General features: G+C 69.7%; 15 protein-coding genes and 1 pseudogene. 13 read left to right on the plus strand and 3 right to left on the minus strand.

All coding sequences use genetic code 11. From position 1 onward, the window contains the following. Nucleotides 1-268: 268 nt before the first annotated feature. The 13 genes and pseudogenes from ACTHMS_RS24305 to ACTHMS_RS24365 form a co-directional block, all read left to right on the plus strand. Nucleotides 269-964, plus strand: a pseudogene (locus ACTHMS_RS24305) (DUF6994 family protein); the annotation flags it as partial. Nucleotides 965-1,089: 125 nt separating this feature from the next. Beyond that, nucleotides 1,090-1,536 (plus strand): hypothetical protein, encoded by a 447-nt coding sequence (locus ACTHMS_RS24310; protein ID WP_440309234.1) that lies wholly within the window; start codon nt 1,090-1,092, stop codon nt 1,534-1,536. A 33-nt stretch (nt 1,537-1,569) separates the two neighbouring features. Then, nucleotides 1,570-2,721 carry an 8-oxoguanine DNA glycosylase OGG fold protein gene (locus tag ACTHMS_RS24315; RefSeq protein ID WP_440309235.1) on the plus strand — a complete coding sequence of 384 codons (1,152 nt, stop codon included), beginning with the start codon at nt 1,570-1,572 and terminating at the stop codon, nt 2,719-2,721. Nucleotides 2,722-2,830: 109 nt separating this feature from the next. Further along, on the plus strand, nt 2,831-3,397 hold the full coding sequence (locus ACTHMS_RS24320) for a hypothetical protein (RefSeq protein ID WP_440309236.1): 567 nt from the start codon (nt 2,831-2,833) through the stop codon (nt 3,395-3,397). A 193-nt stretch (nt 3,398-3,590) separates the two neighbouring features. Further along, nucleotides 3,591-4,580 carry a hypothetical protein gene (locus ACTHMS_RS24325; protein ID WP_440309237.1) on the plus strand — a complete coding sequence of 330 codons (990 nt, stop codon included), beginning with the start codon at nt 3,591-3,593 and terminating at the stop codon, nt 4,578-4,580. Nucleotides 4,581-5,383: 803 nt separating this feature from the next. Beyond that, the gene (locus tag ACTHMS_RS24330; RefSeq protein ID WP_440309238.1) at nt 5,384-5,737 is read left to right on the plus strand and encodes a hypothetical protein; all 354 of its coding nucleotides are present in this window, start codon (nt 5,384-5,386) and stop codon (nt 5,735-5,737) included. Nucleotides 5,738-6,194: 457 nt separating this feature from the next. Beyond that, nucleotides 6,195-7,049, plus strand: coding sequence for a TIGR04255 family protein (locus tag ACTHMS_RS24335; protein WP_440309239.1), 855 nt, complete (start codon nt 6,195-6,197; stop codon nt 7,047-7,049). Between the two features lie 122 nt (nt 7,050-7,171). After that, the gene (locus tag ACTHMS_RS24340) at nt 7,172-7,531 is read left to right on the plus strand and encodes a hypothetical protein (protein ID WP_440309240.1); all 360 of its coding nucleotides are present in this window, start codon (nt 7,172-7,174) and stop codon (nt 7,529-7,531) included. A 51-nt stretch (nt 7,532-7,582) separates the two neighbouring features. Continuing rightward, the gene (locus tag ACTHMS_RS24345) at nt 7,583-8,014 is read left to right on the plus strand and encodes a hypothetical protein (protein WP_440309241.1); all 432 of its coding nucleotides are present in this window, start codon (nt 7,583-7,585) and stop codon (nt 8,012-8,014) included. Nucleotides 8,015-8,272: 258 nt separating this feature from the next. Then, a complete protein-coding gene (locus tag ACTHMS_RS24350) occupies nt 8,273-9,079 on the plus strand; it encodes a class I SAM-dependent methyltransferase (RefSeq protein WP_440309242.1) in 807 nt (268 codons plus the stop codon). Between the two features lie 62 nt (nt 9,080-9,141). Then, the gene (locus tag ACTHMS_RS24355) at nt 9,142-10,227 is read left to right on the plus strand and encodes an alpha/beta fold hydrolase (RefSeq protein WP_440309243.1); all 1,086 of its coding nucleotides are present in this window, start codon (nt 9,142-9,144) and stop codon (nt 10,225-10,227) included. Between the two features lie 153 nt (nt 10,228-10,380). Continuing rightward, the gene (locus ACTHMS_RS24360; protein ID WP_440309244.1) at nt 10,381-11,199 is read left to right on the plus strand and encodes a class I SAM-dependent methyltransferase; all 819 of its coding nucleotides are present in this window, start codon (nt 10,381-10,383) and stop codon (nt 11,197-11,199) included. 55 nt (nt 11,200-11,254) lie between these two features. Continuing rightward, the gene (locus ACTHMS_RS24365; RefSeq protein ID WP_440309245.1) at nt 11,255-13,414 is read left to right on the plus strand and encodes a molybdopterin oxidoreductase family protein; all 2,160 of its coding nucleotides are present in this window, start codon (nt 11,255-11,257) and stop codon (nt 13,412-13,414) included. A gap of 1 nt (nt 13,415) precedes the next feature. On the opposite strand, the gene ACTHMS_RS24370 is transcribed toward ACTHMS_RS24365, so the two are convergent. From ACTHMS_RS24370 to ACTHMS_RS24380, 3 genes are read right to left on the minus strand one after another with little or no spacing between them, the layout of a single operon-like run. Continuing rightward, a complete protein-coding gene (locus tag ACTHMS_RS24370) occupies nt 13,416-14,063 on the minus strand; it encodes a response regulator (RefSeq protein ID WP_440309246.1) in 648 nt (215 codons plus the stop codon). Further along, a complete protein-coding gene (locus tag ACTHMS_RS24375) occupies nt 14,060-15,232 on the minus strand; it encodes a sensor histidine kinase (RefSeq protein WP_440309247.1) in 1,173 nt (390 codons plus the stop codon). The genes ACTHMS_RS24370 and ACTHMS_RS24375 overlap by 4 nt, the downstream gene beginning before the upstream one ends. An 18-nt stretch (nt 15,233-15,250) precedes the next feature. Next, nucleotides 15,251-15,772 carry a hypothetical protein gene (locus tag ACTHMS_RS24380; RefSeq protein ID WP_440309248.1) on the minus strand — a complete coding sequence of 174 codons (522 nt, stop codon included), beginning with the start codon at nt 15,770-15,772 and terminating at the stop codon, nt 15,251-15,253. Nucleotides 15,773-15,936 lie beyond the last annotated feature (164 nt).

Raw genomic sequence — 15,936 nt, forward strand, 5'->3', positions numbered from 1 at the left:
TACGGGAAAGCCCCGCACGCGGATTGCGTACGGGGCTCGAAGCACGTCGAGTGGCGGAGAGGCAAGAGCGAGAAGTGTGTGACCGCTACGGACCCTTCTGCACTCGCTGCAGGCGTCTCCAGACGGCACGCCGAACTCGACCCAGTAATAATACATCTGTGTGAATACTGCTGCAAGGTGCGCTCGGGAGTCGAACACGCGGTAAAACCCGGCCTGGAGGGTCGTAGATTCGAGCGATGACGGATCCGACCCCGAGGTCGACACTCAGGACGACTTCCGCGACGACGTCTCACCCGGCCAGGACCCCGACCGCTACAGCCGGAAGCTGCGCCGATATCACCGCGTGCTCTGGACGAAGGATCTGCCCGGCGGCCGAGGGCGTTTCGATCTCTTCGACGAGGGCGAACGCCTGCACTACCGGGAGGGAGAGAGCGCGGTTCCAGTGTCCTCGGACTGGATCACGAACTCGTATGCGACCTGGACCCGCGTCGGGCACATCATCCGCCAGGTAGAGCCGGACGAGATCGACGAGTTCCTTCGGGCGGGGTCGACTATCGCCGCGTCGACCATCTTTCCCGCCAACCGGATCGGCGACCTACCCACGATCAACCAGGCTCGCGGCACCAATGCCAGCATCGGTGATCGTTTCGACTTGACGCTCGCATGCATCCGGCGGCACTACCGCGGTGAGGCCAGCCCGCTCCGCGACACACTCGCGCGGTACGCCGGCTTCTTCGAGCTGTTCGGGGGCTTCGGCGGGTACACCGACTTCTTCCTGCTCGACGACCTGTTAACCCCGGACGGCAGGATCCGCTACTTCCTGCCCTTCGATGACTTCGCCACCTCACCGCTGCCGACGACCGTCGCCGAGTACCGCGCCTATCGCGAGAACAACCTGGTATTCCTCGAAGCACGCCGGGAGCGAATCGCCGACTACTGGCGCCCCACGGGACGACTTGGTTGATCGGATCCCGACAGCGCGCTGAGACGAACCGTCTCCGCCGTGCCCGGGGGCGCGTTGGCCGGCCACAACGACCGACGAGGTCGGCCCGCGCAGAAATTGTCAGAGGGTCCCCGCACGATCAGCCGGTGCCCTACCTTGCGTCGCTGACGTTCCCTGACGGCTGGAACGTGCGCCTGCGGTGCCTCCTCTGCGCGCCGACGTATCCGGAGGACGTACGGTCAGCCGAAGTGCCGCGCTCTCACCTTGTGCTGCGTCGGTTCACCGATCTCGCCGAGCAGCTGTTCCCCGCGACGCCCGTGCACGCCGTCGTACCGCCGGAGGCGACGACGCTAAGCAGTCGAGACGGCTCTCCAATTGGGAAGACCTTTCCGACCCCGTCTCAGTTGCCGCCGGTCTGTTGCATCGGCGACCTCGAGGCCGACGCCGGTACCCGCGATGTGGTTCTGCCGACCTCGCGACTGGTGATCATCTGGTTTCAAGGGGTTCCGCCGCCGGTGCCTATCGAGCCGCAGGTCGTCGACGTCTTGAGCCGGTTCGATTGGTCCGCACACGCCACGAACTGCTTGTATTGACCGCAACCGTCGCCTGACCAGGAGCGAGGCCCCGTGACCGCATCTGACGTGACCGTCGCGCCCGAAGACGTCGACCTCTGGGACCAACTCGACGACGGCGCCCGACCTGGCGGCGAGCGGCTGGTGGTCATCGCCTCGCTTCCCTTCGCGCTGGTCGTCGCGCAACCGGGCGACCAGGACGCCGCAGTCGAGGTCGTCCTGTTCCGCGACGACGGGGCACAGGGCTGGAACTGGTACGCCGACAACGGCGACGCCATCGGCGCGGCACAGCCCGACGAAGGGTCCGCTCCCGGGTGGGCCTACGGGCGCTGCGAGCCCGGCGCCGAAGTGCAACTGTCCTACGGCGACCATCGGCCCGTCGTCCGGGGCAACTCGCTCGGTTGGTGGGCTTTCGTCGATGACACCGGCCAATGGGAAGACATCCCTGACGTCGTACCCACGGACACCCCGGCTGCGGTAACCAGGTCGTCCCGCACCGACCTGACACGGATCGACGTGCCCCCGGCCTGCCGGACCTGGGTTGCAAACGCGGACCCCGCGAAATGGATCTTCGGCCACGAAGTCACGGTCGACCTCGACTGGTGGAACAAGGAGCTCGCCGAACGGCAACTCGCCGGAGCGCCGCTCGCCGCCGACGACGGCCGCACCACCGGCCAGGCGGCCATCAGCCGCCGGCGCCTGTTTGCGCTCGGCGAGAGGGCGCAGGACGACGCCGGCGCCTCGCTCGCCCTGCTATGGCACTCGCTGGCGTGGGGCAGCGGCCTCGGTCGGCGGAACAACCTGCGCCGATTGAACGCAGTTGCCGCGGATCCCGGAGGCGCCGGCCAGGCTCTCCTCCAAGCTGCTTCCCTCGTCCGCCAAGACCCGGTCGAGGCTTACAACTTCTTGGCGCCGGACGGCCGGCCGCGGATCCGGGGCCTCGGACCCGCCTTCTTCACCAAGTACCTGTACTTCGCAGCCGGAGCAGACCTGCACCCTCTCTCCCTCATCCTCGACGCGCGGGTCGCGAGGAGCCTCATTGCAGCAGGCTGGACTTCGATGCACGCACGCGGCGGCTGGCCATCTACGACCTACGGCCGATACCTCGAGCTCATCGAAAGATGGCACGAACAACTCGAGGCTGGCGGCGTTCACGTCCGAGCCGACCTGATCGAACGATGGCTCTTCGATCAGGGCGCGAAGTGACGCCTCGTCGCTCGACGCAGCTCGTCCGGTCGGACTCCGGGCTGGGAGCCCTGAGTAAACCGCCCCGACTGTCGGTAGATCATGTGGGCATGGCGACGACGGTGACCCCTTGAACGCCGAGCCGATGTGCCCCCTGGACGACACCATGCCTGCGGCCTGGTGCGGCCACTGCAAAGGCGGGGCCGAAGAGCAACCTCGCAAGAGGGCCGACAGCGGCCGTCTACCCGTCGACGACGACGAGGTTCGGGCATTCGTGTTAGGGCTCTACGCCGACGGGGCGCGGCTCACCTGGTCCGCCTATCTCGACGAACTCGAACGTCGATGGGGCGAGGTAATGACCCGCCCTCAGCTAAGAAGCAAGTGGAACCGCGTATCCGTCCAGCTCGGTCGCGACGGCGTCCTTCTCGAGGACCCCGCGGCGTCCGACTCGTACATGCGCCCCGGCAGCGAGCTGCCGCAGGTGCGTTGGCTCTCCGTCGAGGACACGATCCGGGAGATCGAGAATCTGATCGACAGCGGCGGCTGGTCCGCAGGCGAGCCTGGCCTGAAGGACTGGGGAGTCGCCCAGCGGCTCCGCGCGGTGCAGTACCCCTGCGTGCACGACGCACTGCACGCGATGAATAAGCGGGGCCATCGTGTGCACACGCGCAGCATCTTCTGGTACGTCCGACCCTGACCAATCGCATCGACTGGCCCAGGCGCACCGCCCCCGCCATCGAAGATGATCGGTCAACGGGTCATCCCGATTTTCCGCATGCCGACGGGTTCGGCGTCGACACGGCAGTGAGGCAACTGAGCAAGTGAACGAACAAGACGCCTACCCCTGCGCCTTCGGGCACCGCGTGCCCAGGGGAGAAGGCGAGCTCGCGTTGGCCGCGCTCGCGCATGTTGTGGTCGCGGCGGCGCCGGCCGGTGTAAGCCGCCGACGCCTGAGTCGTGACCTGACGCCGTTCGACGAGGTACTTGACAAGGCTTCCGTCGCAGAGCGCGACGTCGATGACTTCATCACGTCCTTGGCCGAACGGACACAGGGCTGGCAGCGTCTCCTATCCGACGTCGCCCGGCATCTGACTGCGCCTCAGCGGCTCATCGCGAGCATCGAGTTGTGCACGTCGTCCCCGGTGTCCGACAACGACCTCGAAGCTCCGGTCGCTCTGCGCCGCATGGATGCGGTCCTCGACGTGCTGGATGTCGAGACCTGCTCCGCCAGCATTCAGAGCGAGTTCGCTTCCACGGTGGCAGCACTGTCCGGCGCCGGGTCCAGCACAGACCAGGTCCGTTCCGCCGCCCGCAAGGCGCGACCCATCGCTGAGATGCTGACGATGGTGCACCCGGTCGCCGGCTACGCCGCCAGCTACGGCCTCGGGAAGCTGAGCGGCGACGAGGCGCAGGAGTCCGAGTCAGCGTCCGAAACTGACGCCTTTGAAACGGCGACGCTCGCTCGGGTCGTCATGGCGTGCCGCTTCGCGGTGGACGGAACCGACCGAGACGCGAGAGTTCGCGCAATTCGGGACGGGATCCTCGCTGAGCTCCGCTCACTCGATTTCGGGGCAGCAGCGATGGCGGCGGACCCACGCCGCAACCGGCTGTTCACGTCGGCACTCGGCATGCTGTCCGAACTCGTCGAGGGCAGCATCAGCGTGAATGTGGACGACATGCCGGCACTCGCCGGACGTAACCTCGCCGAAGCCAAGCGGATGCTGACCGCCCTCGGACTCGCATTCACGATCACCGACGACCTCGCGCCCAACGGCGTACCTCGAATGATCATGGCCGACGCCAATTGGCGCGTTGTCGGTGCTGAGCAGGCCGACGACAAGCTTCGCCTCCTGGTGCGAAAGAACACTGACCCGCGATGACGTGCACCCGCGAAGATGTCGTCAGCCAACTGACGCCCGACCGGAACTCCGCAACCAGCGCACCACGGCCGTCTACAGCACACTCAGGTGTCCTCCTGCGGTGACCGGGGAGACCGGCACGCCCATGACATATGGACCAGCCCCCTAACGTCGGCCCTGGAGGTCGAGGTGGCTCAGCAGCGCATGACGAACGCGACGGTCGCAAGGGTGAGGGCGCTCCCGGGCGACTTCTTTCTGCGAAGCGAGGTGGCCGAGGCGCTGACAACGTCGGCCTCGACCCTCCGGCGCATGGCCCTAAGCGACCCCGACTCATACGGGCCGGCGATGACGCTCCAGATTGGCCCCCGCGAGTTCGCGGTCTACGACCTCGCGCGGGTCGGGTCGCTCCACGAAGCGCTCGCGACGAGGACACGGAGCGGAGCAGCGCGCCGCTGGACCAGCGATGAGCTGCGGGCGCGGCGGCGCTGCTACAGCCGGGCCGCTTACCTTCGTCGGCGTGCAGTAGTCCTCGCAGCTCGGGGGCTCACAGAAGAAGCAGGGATGCTTATCGCGCTCTCGCGTGAACTGCTCGCACGGCTCGTGGCTGATCGCGCCATGCGCGACGACCAGCACAACTGGACCCCAACGTGACTGGAGCTCGCAGGCGGCAGGCTTCGCCGAAGCCCACGACCAGTGACGACGACTCGCAGCCGGCACCGGCCCCATTCGACCCTGCCCTCGAAGCTCACAGGCTGCGCGTTGCCGGCCGGTCCTGGGACGAAGCAGCGCGCTCGACGGGTTACGCGAACGCCCGGATCGCACAGATGGCGGTCACCGCTTACCTGCAGAGGGCGGCTCTTGAGGAAGGCGCCGAACAACGCCGACTGGCCTTCAGGACGGAGCTGGACCGTCTCGAGGACCTTCATGCCGCCTACTGGCCGCAGGCCCTGCAAGGTGACGTCGTCGCTGCGCACATGGTGCTGAAGGCGGCCGGACTCCGGATGAAGTTGCAGGGCCTTGACCGTCCTGTGCCCGAAGACCGAACGGACGGAGAGGTGCTTGTTGTCGCCGGTACGGAGGCGGAGTACGTCGAGCAGCTCCGAGCTATCGCCTCCGACGACTGGAGCGCTGCCCGAGAGATCAACGCGACCGCCCGGAGGCGTTCGACTCAGTTGTGATGCTCCAGCGACGCCGCTCGCCCGGTACCAAGCAGCGGTTAGCGCTGGCGCCCGCTGTGCTCGCCGTCGGTGATGCCCCGGTGAAGCCCGTGGTCGTGCAGCGCGGTGCCATCCCAGCCCTGCTCGACGTGTTCCGGGCAGCCAGAACCCGTCTGCCGCAAGCAGGGGCAGGTACGACAACCTCGAGTGCTACGAGGTGGGCATGACTGGGCGGCTGGGTCTGCTCCCCTCCCGAGACGTCAAGGTTTACTCCGACGACCGCACTTCACTCACCCTGCGCTACAACATCTTGGCGACTCTGAACGGCGCGGCCTGCTGTGCCCTTGTCACGCTCTGAGGCTGCGTGGCCGCAGCGCATGCCAGCATCCCGTTGCGAGCGGTGTCAGGTCCCGCCGTCCCTCGCCGATTTATACGGGAATGCAGCCGCTGCTCAGCGTCAGGCCCTACTCTTCGGGAGATGGATCAACGCGTGGACCAGATCGCTTCCTTCACCGACCCGCCGGTCGTTGAGGTCGTGACGTCTGTCCGGTTCGCGCCGATGCCACCTTTGGCGTACGTGAAGCTCGGGACGCTGTGGGAATCGACGTGGCAGTCCTCGTTCCCGACACTCGAGGTTCAGCCGGCCTACGCGGCCCCGGTCGAGGTGTTCGGCAGGTCGCCGATGGCGGCCGACATCTTCAACTTCAGCTTCGGCGCCCTCCAGCCGGCGTCTAACTTCCCGCGACTGTGGATGATCTCGCCGAGCGGCAATGAGCTGCTCCAGGTTCAGCAGGATTGGTTCGCCGCCAACTGGCGGAAGAACGCCACCCCCGGCGGCGCCGCAGGAGCGGAGTACGACAGGTGGACCGCTCGACGCGTCGCGTTCGCCCAGCACTGGCAGACACTTGCAACTTGGCTCCATGAACACCAGGCAGGGATGCATCCCCTCCAGTGCGAGGTGACCTACATCAACCACATCGCTCCAATAGAGGGCATCTGGTCAAGCCATTCTGACGCCGCGAACATCTTCTCGGGACTCCGCCTCGCAGTTCACGATTCTGTGGCGCTGGAGCAGTTCGGCCTGCGGTCACAGGCGATCATCCCCGGGGAGGGCGATCTACCGGAGGCCCGCCTTCACGTCTCCGTGTCGGCCGCGTTCGCTGGCCCCGGCCCGGAGCCTACGCCGATCATCGTATTAGAACTGACGGTGCGCGGCGCGCCCCAACCAGACGGCGATCTGGTCACTTTTCTCGACAGAGGGCGGCGTCTGATCGTTCAAACATTTGTCCAATTGACCACTGATCAAATTCGCCAGGCCTGGGGGCAGGAATGACAAGCGTCGCTGACCAAGGCGCGTCCGCGTGGGCCGCGGTCTCCGGCTTGAGGATTCGCCGCCAGGCGGTGCCCGCGAGCGCTGGCAGCTCGGTCTCGGCCCGCGACTTGCGGCGTACTGACATGCGGCCGGTCGTCGACGCTCCGCCCGGGTGGCTGCCCCAAGTCAACGAACGGGTCCTCGAGCTGCTCCTCGCGTCCGACATCGCGCTGCACCCTGACTCGGTCGGCGCGCTGTTGAACCTCCTGCAGGACTCGATCTGGTCCGGAACACCGGCACCCTTCGTGAGCCCAGTGGAGGCCGGAGGTGTAAGCGCCGAGTTCCGGACCCCGCGCGTCGAGCTTCACATCGAGTTTGACGCGGGCGGCGTCGGCACGGCTTACGCCCTAAATCGGGACGGAGCGGAATGGGACGGGCCGCTCGGCGACCTTCCGGACGGGATCGAGAAGTGGGCTTGGAGGCTTGCCCACGGGGCGAACTGATCAATGGGCGAGCCGGCGGAACTTCGTCCTCTCGTAGACGACCCGGCCGGAGTGTCTGACGCGGACGTCCTCCTTCGGGTTGTCCAGCCGATCTACCTGCCCGCCGACCGGTCGTTTCAAAGCAACGCCTTCCAAGATCAATCCCTTGAGATCGCCCACAAGTTCGGGCTTGCAGGGCGGTGTGCCTCCGTGATCTCCAAGCCGATATGGGAGGCGCAGGGCGGCACCATCGATGACATCCTGCGGGAGTTTCCGCCCGGGTCGGCCATCGCAGATATTGGACCGACATCAGGGCTTCGTCGCCTGCGAACCCTTGGCAACCCGCCGGCCGACGTCCCTCAAGGTGTCATGCTTGATCCACGACTGAACGCGCCCTGGCACGCGGTGATGTTCGATATCAACGGGGTCACCAGGGGCAAAGGCGCCATGCGGGCAATCGCTGCCCGGGCGAGCTGGTTTCATCTCCCGCAGGTGTCGCAGTGAGACGCGCTGGCGGATCCGCCAGCGGTCCTTCGGGCGGTCCGGGCAGCAACACGCTAACTGTGCGAGTTAGGGAGCGAGCGTAGCCTTCGGAACCCCGAGAAATCAGGTGTCAGCACAAAGGACCGACGTGGCCATCTTCTAAGCGGTTGGTCGCAGGTTCGATCCCTGCCGGGGGCGCCACTCGGAAGTGGCGCGAACCCCGCCAGGACGGGGCTTTGTGCCATGGTCTCAACGAAGGTGCGTTCATAGGGTGCCTGCATGCGGGGATCAGAACACCACCGGCCGGATACCGATCGAAGCGCCGACGCCCGGGTCGCCGTCCCCCGGCTCAGCCAGGACGACTCGCACTGGAGCTTCTACGCCAGCGACCACGAGCTCGCGAAGTCAAAGCGGAAGCTCGACCAGTTCCTGCTGCCGCTCCTCGAGCGTCTGGACGCACACCGCGTGCTCGAGGTCGGGTGCGGTAGTGCGGCCTTTCCGATCTGGCTACGTGACCTGGGCTACGAGGCGTTCGGCGTCGATCCCGCCTTGCGGCCCGTCATCACCGACCAGTACTCCTATCTGGCCTCCACCGATGGCGGACACCTGCCGCACGAAGATCGACTCTTCGACCTGGTCTACTCCCTTGAGGTGATCGAGCACGTCGGCGCGAGGTTTCGGGCGCGGGAGCTGGCCTCCGATGTGCGGCAGCAGCGCGCCGAATTCGTTGCCGAGTTGTGCCGGGTCAGCGCGCGGTACGTGTTCATCGCCACCCCGAATCGACTTTTCCCTGCCGACGAACATGCACAGGATCGGCGCGGTCGACACGGCTTCCGGCTGCACTCGCCGTTCGAGGGCTTCACGGTATCCGCGTCGGACCTCGAAGCGCTGTTCGCGCCGAACGGTTTCAAGCTGGCGTCGTTCGAGAGCGCCGAGGGCTATTACGCCTTGGAGCGGGTGCGCAGAGTGTTCGGCCGGCCCGGCGAAATGGTGAGCAGGACCCTGCTGAACATGTCGAGCGTTCCTTGGCTGGCGAAGAGTCCTCTCAGCCCTCATCTCTTCGTACTCTTCGAGCGAGATCAGTAGGCCCGGGCGCGCACCGTCACGACCACCGCGGCGGACGACGCCCGCGACTACGATCCATGCCCATGACCCGCGGGCGAGTGGCGGCGCCGAGCAGCCAGGAGGTGCGGTTCTGCCGAGCACCTGACGGCGTCCGCATCGCCTACGCCGTGCACGGCTCCGGTCCACCGCTGCTCGTCTCGACCTGCTGGCTCAGTCATCTGCAGTTCGACTGGGAGTCGCCCGTGTGGCGGCACTTCCTCGTCGATCTCGGACGCATCGCGACGGTGATCCGCTTCGACGAGCGCGGGCACGGCCTGTCCGACTGGGACGTCACCGACCACTCGCTGTCCGCCCGCCTCGGCGACCTGGAGGCGGTCGCCGACGCCGCCGGCTTCGAACGCTTCGCGCTCATGGCGATGGCGCAGGGCGGGCCGGTCGCGATCCATTACGCCGCGCGGCATCCGGACCGGGTGACGCGGCTGCTCTTCTACGACGGCTACGCCGACCCGCGGCTCGACGCGACGCCGCAGGACCTCGAGCTCGAGCAGACCTTCGAGCAGCTGATCCGGTCCGGGTGGGCCCGGCCCGAGTCCACCTTCCGCCGCGTCTTCACCAGCCTGATGATCCCGAGCGCGACCGAGGAGCAGAAGACCTGGCTCGACGAGCTGATGCGGTTCTCGGTCTCGGCGAGCACCGCGTACGAGTCGCGACGGCAACGGATGCAGGCCTCGGCGACCGCCCTGCTGCCCGACCTCCGCGTGCCGACGCTCGTGCTGCACGCCCTGCGCGACCGCATGAACGAGTTCCGCCTCGGACGCCACCTGGCCGGCTCGATCCCGGGAGCCAGACTCGTGCCGCTCGACAGCGACAACCACATCCTGTTGGCCGACGAACCGGCGTGGCAGCAGTTCGTCGAGGAGGTCGGGCAGTTCCTGGCGGCCGACGCCGCGCCCGCGTCCCCCGCGCCGGATCTCACGGCGGTGCTGACACCGCGCGAACGCGACGTGCTGTCGGCGGCCGCGCGCGGTGCCGACAACGAGACCATCGCGGCGGAGCTCGTGCTGAGCGTGCGCACCGTCGAGCGGCACCTGCAGAACGTGTACGCCAAGCTCGGCCTGGACGGCCGCACGGCGCGGGCCGCCGCCGTGGCGATGCTGCTGCGCGGCTGACCATCCTGCCGAGGACGCCGCCACCGGCGACTACGCGCACGGCGGGGCGGCCTCGTCGATCTACGCGCCGGCACCGACGCGGCGCCCGCCCCCGCATTCCTAGCGTCGCCGACGACCGGCAGCCGGCCGGCCACCGATGACCTGGAGCACCGAATGACCGACACACCCGTCCTCGATCCGATCAAGCAGCGCGCCCGCGCCATGTGGGCGCTCGGCGACTACGACGCGGTGGCGACCGGCGTCATCGCCGAGCTCGGCACCGTCCTCGCCACCGCCGCGGGGGCCGCACCCGGCGTCCGCATCCTCGACGTGGCAGCGGGTTCCGGCAACGCGTCACTGCCCGCAGCCGCGGCCGGCGCCACCGTCGTCGCGTCCGACCTGACGCCCGAACTGCTCGAGACCGGTCGCCTCCGGGCGGCCGAACAGGGTCTCGACATCCGGTGGGACGAGGCGGACGCCGAGCACCTGCCCTACGGCGACGGCGAGTTCGACGTCGCCATGTCCTGCGTCGGCGTGATGTTCGCGCCCTTCCACCAGCCCGTCGCCGACGAGCTCGTGCGCGTCGTGCGGCCCGGCGGCCGCATCGCGCTGGCCAACTGGACGCCGGAGGGGTTCATCGGTCAGCTCTTCGCGACGCTCAAGCCCTACGCCGCAGCACCCCCGTCCGGCGCGACGCCCGGCCCGCGCTGGGGCGACGAGGCGCACGTGCGGTCGCTGTTCGGGGACGCCGTCACCGACCTCCGGGCCGAGCGGCACCTGCTCGGCGTGACGACCTTCGCCGACGCGGCGGGCTTCCGTGACTTCTTCGCGCGTCACTACGGCCCGACCATCGCGGCGTACCGCAACGTCGCCGACGACCCCGAGCGCACGGCGGCGCTCGATCGCGACCTGCTCGCGGTCGCCGAGCGCTTCGGCGCGGGCACCGCCGACTTCGCCTGGGAGTACCTGTTGGTGACGGCCGAACGTCGCTGATGCCCGCGGGGATCGGCCCTCGCCGGACCGATCCCCGCCCTGCCATAGTCGGTGCATGCCGACACCGCAGACCGCGTTCGCCACCTGTCCGCTCTGCGAGGCCACCTGCGGGTTGCAGGTGGGCCTCGCCGACGGACGCATCACCGACGTGCGCGGCGACGCCGACGACGTCTTCTCGCACGGCTACATCTGCCCGAAGGGCGCGTCGATCGGTGCGCTGCACGACGACCCCGACCGGCTGACGCAACCGATGTTGAGGCGCGACGGCGTGCACGTGCCGGTGAGCTGGGACGAGGCGTTCGCCGCCATCGACGCCGGGCTCAACGGCGTCATCGAGCGGCACGGACGCGAGTCGCTCGGCATCTACCTGGGCAACCCCGGCGCGCACAACCTGTCCGCCCTGCTCTACAACCGCGTGCTCATCAAGGCGATGGGCACCAAGCAGGTGTACTCGGCGAGCACCGTCGACCAGATGCCGAAGCACCTGACCAGCGGCTACCTCTACGGTGACCCGCTCACCATCCCGATCCCCGACCTCGACCGCACCCAGTACCTGCTCGTGCTCGGCGCGAACCCGCTGGTCTCGAACGGCAGCCTGATGACGGCGCCCGACGTGCGCGGGCGGCTGCGCGCGATCAGGCAGCGCGGCGGCAAGGTCGTCGTGGTCGACCCGCGCCGCTCACGCACCGCCGAGGTCGCCGACGAGCACCTCGCCATCCGTCCGGGCACCGACGCGCTGCTGCTGTTCGCGCTGGTCGACGTGCTCTTCGACGAGGGGCTGGTCGACCTCGCGCATCTCGATGGTCTGGTCGACGGCGTCGACGAGGTGCGGCAGCTCGCGAAGGACTTCCCGCCGGAGGTCGTCGCACCGGCGACCGGGATCGCCGTCGACACCATCCGTCGCATCGCGCGCGAGCTCGCCGCCGCCGACTCGGCCGCCGTCTACGGCCGCATCGGCACCACGACGCAGGAGTTCGGCACCCTCGCGTCCTGGCTGGTCGACGTCGTCTCGATCCTCACCGGCAACCTCGACCGGGCGGGCGGCACGATGTTCCCGCTCGCCGCGGCCGGCCAGTCGAACGCGGCGCCGGGACCGAAACGCGCGTTCCGGCACGGCCGGTGGACGAGCCGGCTGCACGGGCGTCCGGAGATCATGGGCGAGTTCCCGGTGGCCGGCCTGGCCGACGAGATCCTCACGCCGGGCGACGGGCAGGTGCGCGCGCTCATCACCGTCAGCGGCAACCCGGTGGTGTCGACGCCCCACGCGGCGCGCCTCGACGAGGCGTTGGCCGACCTCGAGTTCATGGTCTCGCTCGACGTGTACCTCAACGAGACGACGCGGCACGCCGACGTGATCCTGCCCGGCCCGGTGCCGTTCGCCCGCGGCCACTTCGACCTGACCTTCTACCAGCTGTCGGTGCGCAACGTCGCGAACTGGACGCCGCCGCTGCTCGACACGGACGTGCCGCAGGAGTGGCAGACGATCCTGCGGCTGGTCGGCGTGCTGAGCGGGCAGGGACCGGACGCCGACATCGCCGCGCTCGATGCCTTCGTGGCCGGCGAGGTCGCCCGCCGGGCCGGGCTCTCCCTCGAGGACGCCGGCGACCGGGTCGGGCCCGAGCGGATCGTGGACCTGCTGCTGCGCAGCGGCCCGTACGACCTCACCCTCGCCGAGCTCGAGGCGGCGCCGCACGGCATCGACCTCGGCCCGCTGCAGTCGCGGCTGCCCGGCGTGCTCTCGACGGCGTCCGGCCGCATCGACCTCGTCCCGGAGCCCCTCGTCGCCGACGTGCCGCGGCTGCTGCGCTCGCTCGAGGTGCCGCGTCCGGACATGGTGCTGATCGGGCGGCGGCAGCTCAACTCGAACAACTCGTGGATGCACAACGTCGCCTCGCTCGTGCGCGGCTCGAACCGCTGCACCGCGCAGGTGCACCCGGACGACGCCGCGCGACTCGGCCTCGCCGACGGCGCCGACGCGATGGTGCGCTCGCGCACCGGCGAGATCCGCGTGCCGGTCGAGGTCACCGACTCGGTGATGGCCGGCGTCGTCAGCGTGCCGCACGGCTGGGGGCACGACCTCGACGGCGTCCGCGCAGCGGTCGCCACGGCGCACGCGGGCGTGAACGTCAACCTGCTCGCCGACGACCGCTTCCTCGACGTGCCGAGCGGCAATGCCGCCTTCTCGGGCATCCCGGTCGAGGTCGCCCCTGCGTGAGTCAGGCGCGGCCGGTGCGGAACGCGTAGGCCACCAGCGCCGCCCGGTCGCGACAGCCGGTCTTGGCCAGCAGGTGGTTGACGTGCGTCTTCACCGTCGCCTCGGAGACGAACAGCGCCGCGGCGATCTCGCCGTTCGAGCGGCCCTGTGCGATCTCGCGCAGCACCTCGTCCTCGCGGGCGGTCAGGCCGTCGGCGGGCGTCTCGACAGCTGTGGAGACCCGTCCGGACGCGAGCGACTCGAGCAGCCGGCGCTGCACCGACGGGTCGAGCTGTGCCTCCCCCGCGGCGACCGTGCGGATCGCCGTGCTGATCTCCTCGGCGCCCGCGTCCTTGGTGAGGAAGCCGCGCGCGCCGGCCTGCAGCGCGCCGAACACCGAGGCGTCGTCCGACCACGTCGTCAGCACGACGACGCGGGCGCGACAGCCCTGCGCCGTCAGGCGGCGGGTGGCCTCGACGCCGTCGACACCGGGCATGTGCAGGTCCATCAGCACGATGTCAGGGTCGAGCGACGCCACGAGGTCCAGCGCGGCCGCACCGTCGCCCGCGGTGCCGACGACCTCGATGCCGTCGAGCAGGCCGAGCAGCAGGGCGAGGCCGTCGCGCACGACCTTCTGGTCGTCGACGACGAGCACCCTGATGTCGCTCATGCCGTCCCCGCGCCGTGCAGCGGCAGGGCGAGCCGCACCGTCCAGCCGGCATCGTCCGGCCCTGCGTCGACCCGGCCGCCGGCCAGCCGCGCCCGTTTGTATTGTCCGGCCTGCCTTTCCCCCCGGGGGGTCTGGCCGCCCGGCACCGCGTGGCCCGCGCCATTCGTGACCATCACGACCACCTCGTCGTCCGACCAGTCGACCCGGACGTCGATCGGGGCGTCGGCCCCGGCGTACTTGGTGGCGTTCGTGATCCCCTCCTGCACCGTGCGGTAGACGGCGAGGCCGAGCTCCGCGGGCAGCGCACACGGCGCGCCGGTCGTCGTCAACCTCGCGGGGTGGCCGGTGAGCCGGGCCTGTTCCACCAGCGCCGGCACGTCGTCGGGCCCGGGCAGCGGTTCGCCGCGCAGCGTCGACACCGCGCGCTTGGCGCCGGCGAGGCCGTCGCGGGCGAGTCGCTGGGCGAGCGCGAGCTGGTCGACCAGGCGCGGGTCGGCCGCCGTGTGGCCGGCGAGCAGCCGCGCCCCCTCGAGCTGCACGGCCAGGCCGGCGAGGCTGTGGGCGAGCACGTCGTGCAGCTCGCGGGCGAGCCGTGACCGCTCGGCCAGCACGGCGGCCTCCTCACGGGCGGCGCGCGTCGCGGCCTCCTGCTGCAGCAGTGCCTCGGCACGCGTCGAGGCGTCGCGGCTGAGCCCCGCGTACGCCGAGGCCAGGAACAGGAACCCGGCGCCGGCGGCGAGACTGAGCGCCGCGCTCCAGGGATGGCTGGACGTGTGGGCCTGGGCGACACCGGCGGCGACGATCACCGGCACGCCGACGGCCACCGCCGCTCGCCGCGCCAGCCGCAGGCCCGCGCACGCCATCGCCATGAACGCCAGCAGCACGCCCGGGCCGGACGGCGCGATCCACTGCACCCACGAGCCGAGCAGCCCGGTCACGGCGACGGCAGCGGCGATCACCCGCTGGTCGCGCGCCCGGTCGACGAGCGACACCAGCCAGGCGACCACCGCCACGACGCCGATCGCGACGACCTCTGCGCGGCTCGTGCGCTGCGGTACGGCGCCGGTCGCCGCGTCCACCAGCACGATGGCGGCACAGGCCCAGCCGAGCACCTCCATCAGGTTGCGCAGTCCGCGTCCGCGCTGAGGTCCCTCGACGGTCGTCGACACGGTGGCGAGGCTACGACGTCAGACGGCGGCGAGGTCGCCCTGCGGCAGCGCGTCGAGGTGCACGCGACGCCACTGCACGATCGCAAGCCGGGCCAGCACCTCGGCGAAGGCCATGAGGACGAGCGCCGTCGTCCACGCCTGTCCGGTCGTGATGTCGTGGTGTCGGGAGAAGTGCGCCAACGCGTCCGCACCGGATGCGGTGCTCGCCCACAGCGCGAAGGCGAACCGGAAACCCATGCCGGCGATCCAGGTGAACACACCGGCGACCCCCACACGGCTGAGCACGGCGCCGTCGGCCCGCCGCCAGATGCGGGTCGCCGCGCCGCTCCAGACACCCAGCCCCGCGCCGATCGCAGCGAAGAGGGCGATGAGCGACAGGTCGTTGCCCGCGGTCGGGAAGCCGTGCAGGTAGTGCTGGCCGGCCCAGGCGACGATGACGAGCGGCAGCAGGGCGCTGCGGGCGGTCAGCTCGCGGGCGCGCACCTGCCGGAAGATGATCAGGATCAGGGCGATGTCGGTGATGTAGTCGGTCGTGGTCATGGCCATCACCCTGTCGCGACGGAGGGGTCGGCCGCGTCGCCCCGGAGATGGAACCGCGGGGAGCCCCCGGGGGGGGGGACCCCCGGGGGCGGGGGGGGGGGGTTGGCAGGGGCGCCCGGGGGGGGGCGCCCCCGCCCCCCATAGCCAAGGCGGGGGGGGCCCGC

The sequence above is a fragment of the Jatrophihabitans sp. genome (genome assembly GCF_051960575.1).
Classification (GTDB): Bacteria; Actinomycetota; Actinomycetes; order Mycobacteriales; family Jatrophihabitantaceae; genus JBQCEE01.

What these genes read in the sequence shown, in the direction of transcription:
- ACTHMS_RS24330 (WP_440309238.1), top strand. Translation starts at nt 5,384, where the DNA reads ATGGCGGTCACCGCTTACCTGCAGAGGGCGGCTCTTGAGGAAGGCGCC.
- ACTHMS_RS24335 (WP_440309239.1), top strand. Translation starts at nt 6,195, where the DNA reads ATGGATCAACGCGTGGACCAGATCGCTTCCTTCACCGACCCGCCGGTC.
- ACTHMS_RS24340 (WP_440309240.1), top strand. Translation starts at nt 7,172, where the DNA reads ATGCGGCCGGTCGTCGACGCTCCGCCCGGGTGGCTGCCCCAAGTCAAC.
- ACTHMS_RS24350 (WP_440309242.1), top strand. Translation starts at nt 8,273, where the DNA reads ATGCGGGGATCAGAACACCACCGGCCGGATACCGATCGAAGCGCCGAC.
- ACTHMS_RS24355 (WP_440309243.1), top strand. Translation starts at nt 9,142, where the DNA reads ATGACCCGCGGGCGAGTGGCGGCGCCGAGCAGCCAGGAGGTGCGGTTC.
- ACTHMS_RS24360 (WP_440309244.1), top strand. Translation starts at nt 10,381, where the DNA reads ATGACCGACACACCCGTCCTCGATCCGATCAAGCAGCGCGCCCGCGCC.
- ACTHMS_RS24365 (WP_440309245.1), top strand. Translation starts at nt 11,255, where the DNA reads ATGCCGACACCGCAGACCGCGTTCGCCACCTGTCCGCTCTGCGAGGCC.
- ACTHMS_RS24370 (WP_440309246.1), bottom strand. Translation starts at nt 14,063, where the DNA reads ATGAGCGACATCAGGGTGCTCGTCGTCGACGACCAGAAGGTCGTGCGC.
- ACTHMS_RS24380 (WP_440309248.1), bottom strand. Translation starts at nt 15,772, where the DNA reads ATGACCACGACCGACTACATCACCGACATCGCCCTGATCCTGATCATC.